The sequence below is a fragment of the Enterobacter sp. J49 genome (assembly GCF_002148625.1).
GTDB lineage: Bacteria > Pseudomonadota > Gammaproteobacteria > Enterobacterales > Enterobacteriaceae > Enterobacter > Enterobacter ludwigii.
In genome coordinates, this window is the sequence record NZ_MWPY01000016.1 from 1 (window position 1) to 2,948 (window position 2,948).

1 rRNA gene is annotated in these 2,948 nt (G+C 53.1%); it reads right to left on the bottom strand.

What is annotated here, in order from left to right:
- Window positions 1-12: 12 nt before the first annotated feature.
- Window positions 13-2,918, bottom strand: a 23S ribosomal RNA gene (locus tag BJP35_RS02330).
- Between the last annotated feature and the right edge of the window lie 30 nt (window positions 2,919-2,948).

Sequence of the window (2,948 nt, forward strand, 5' to 3'; positions counted from 1 at the left end):
CTTCGGCGTTGTAAGGTTAAGCCTCACGGTTCATTAGTATCGGTTAGCTCAACGCATCGCTGCGCTTACACACCCGACCTATCAACGTCGTAGTCTTCAACGTTCCTTCAGGAGACTTAAAGTCTCAGGGAGAACTCATCTCGGGGCAAGTTTCGTGCTTAGATGCTTTCAGCACTTATCTCTTCCGCATTTAGCTACCGGGCAGTGCCATTGGCATGACAACCCGAACACCAGTGATGCGTCCACTCCGGTCCTCTCGTACTAGGAGCAGCCCCCCTCAATTCTCCAGCGCCCACGGCAGATAGGGACCGAACTGTCTCACGACGTTCTAAACCCAGCTCGCGTACCACTTTAAATGGCGAACAGCCATACCCTTGGGACCTACTTCAGCCCCAGGATGTGATGAGCCGACATCGAGGTGCCAAACACCGCCGTCGATATGAACTCTTGGGCGGTATCAGCCTGTTATCCCCGGAGTACCTTTTATCCGTTGAGCGATGGCCCTTCCATTCAGAACCACCGGATCACTATGACCTGCTTTCGCACCTGCTCGAGCCGTCACTCTCGCAGTCAAGCTAGCTTATGCCATTGCACTAACCTCCTGATGTCCGACCAGGATTAGCTAACCTTCGTGCTCCTCCGTTACTCTTTGGGAGGAGACCGCCCCAGTCAAACTACCCACCAGACACTGTCCGCAACCCGGATCACGGGTCTACGTTAGAACACCAGCCATTAAAGGGTGGTATTTCAAGGTTGGCTCCACGCAGACTGGCGTCCACGCTTCAAAGCCTCCCACCTATCCTACACATCAAGGACCAGTGTTCAGTGTCAAGCTATAGTAAAGGTTCACGGGGTCTTTCCGTCTTGCCGCGGGTACACTGCATCTTCACAGCGAGTTCAATTTCACTGAGTCTCGGGTGGAGACAGCCTGGCCATCATTACGCCATTCGTGCAGGTCGGAACTTACCCGACAAGGAATTTCGCTACCTTAGGACCGTTATAGTTACGGCCGCCGTTTACCGGGGCTTCGATCAAGAGCTTCGCGTTGCCGCTAACCCCATCAATTAACCTTCCGGCACCGGGCAGGCGTCACACCGTATACGTCCACTTTCGTGTTTGCACAGTGCTGTGTTTTTAATAAACAGTTGCAGCCAGCTGGTATCTTCGACTGATTTCAGCTCCACCCGCAGGGGCTTCACCTACATATCAGCGTGCCTTCTCCCGAAGTTACGGCACCATTTTGCCTAGTTCCTTCACCCGAGTTCTCTCAAGCGCCTTGGTATTCTCTACCTGACCACCTGTGTCGGTTTGGGGTACGATTTGATGTTACCTGATGCTTAGAGGCTTTTCCTGGAAGCAGGGCATTTGTTACTTCAGCACCGTAGTGCCTCGTCATCACACCTCAGCGTTAATAAGGAACCGGATTTACCTGGAACCTCCGCCTACATGCTTAAACCGGGACAACCGTCGCCCGGCTAACATAGCCTTCTCCGTCCCCCCTTCGCAGTAACACCAAGTACAGGAATATTAACCTGTTTCCCATCGACTACGCCTTTCGGCCTCGCCTTAGGGGTCGACTCACCCTGCCCCGATTAACGTTGGACAGGAACCCTTGGTCTTCCGGCGAGCGGGCTTTTCACCCGCTTTATCGTTACTTATGTCAGCATTCGCACTTCTGATACCTCCAGCACCCCTCACAGGACACCTTCAACGGCTTACAGAACGCTCCCCTACCCAACAACACATAGTGTCGCTGCCGCAGCTTCGGTGCATGGTTTAGCCCCGTTACATCTTCCGCGCAGGCCGACTCGACCAGTGAGCTATTACGCTTTCTTTAAATGATGGCTGCTTCTAAGCCAACATCCTGGCTGTCTGTGCCTTCCCACATCGTTTCCCACTTAACCATGACTTTGGGACCTTAGCTGGCGGTCTGGGTTGTTTCCCTCTTCACGACGGACGTTAGCACCCGCCGTGTGTCTCCCGTGATAACATTCTTCGGTATTCGTAGTTTGCATCGGGTTGGTAAGCCGGGATGGCCCCCTAGCCGAAACAGTGCTCTACCCCCGAAGATGAGTTCACGAGGCGCTACCTAAATAGCTTTCGGGGAGAACCAGCTATCTCCCGGTTTGATTGGCCTTTCACCCCCAGCCACAAGTCATCCGCTAATTTTTCAACATTAGTCGGTTCGGTCCTCCAGTTAGTGTTACCCAACCTTCAACCTGCCCATGGCTAGATCACCGGGTTTCGGGTCTATACCCTGCAACTTAACGCCCAGTTAAGACTCGGTTTCCCTTCGGCTCCCCTATACGGTTAACCTTGCTACAGAATATAAGTCGCTGACCCATTATACAAAAGGTACGCAGTCACCCCATAAAAGAGGCTCCCACTGCTTGTACGTACACGGTTTCAGGTTCTTTTTCACTCCCCTCGCCGGGGTTCTTTTCGCCTTTCCCTCACGGTACTGGTTCACTATCGGTCAGTCAGGAGTATTTAGCCTTGGAGGATGGTCCCCCCATATTCAGACAGGATACCACGTGTCCCGCCCTACTCTTCGAGTTCACAACCTGTGTGCTTTCGTGTACGGGACTGTCACCCTGTACCGTGCGACTTTCCAGACGCTTCCACTAACACACAAGCTGATTCAGACTCTGGGCTGCTCCCCGTTCGCTCGCCGCTACTGGGGGAATCTCGGTTGATTTCTTTTCCTCGGGGTACTTAGATGTTTCAGTTCCCCCGGTTCGCCTCGTTAACCTATGTATTCAGTTAACGATAGTGTGACGAATCACACTGGGTTTCCCCATTCGGACATCGCCGGGTCAAAGGTTCATATCACCTCGCCGGCGCTTTTCGCAGATTAGCACGTCCTTCATCGCCTCTGACTGCCAGGGCATCCACCGTGTACGCTTAGTCGCTTAACCTCACAACCCGAAGATGTTTCTTTCGATTCA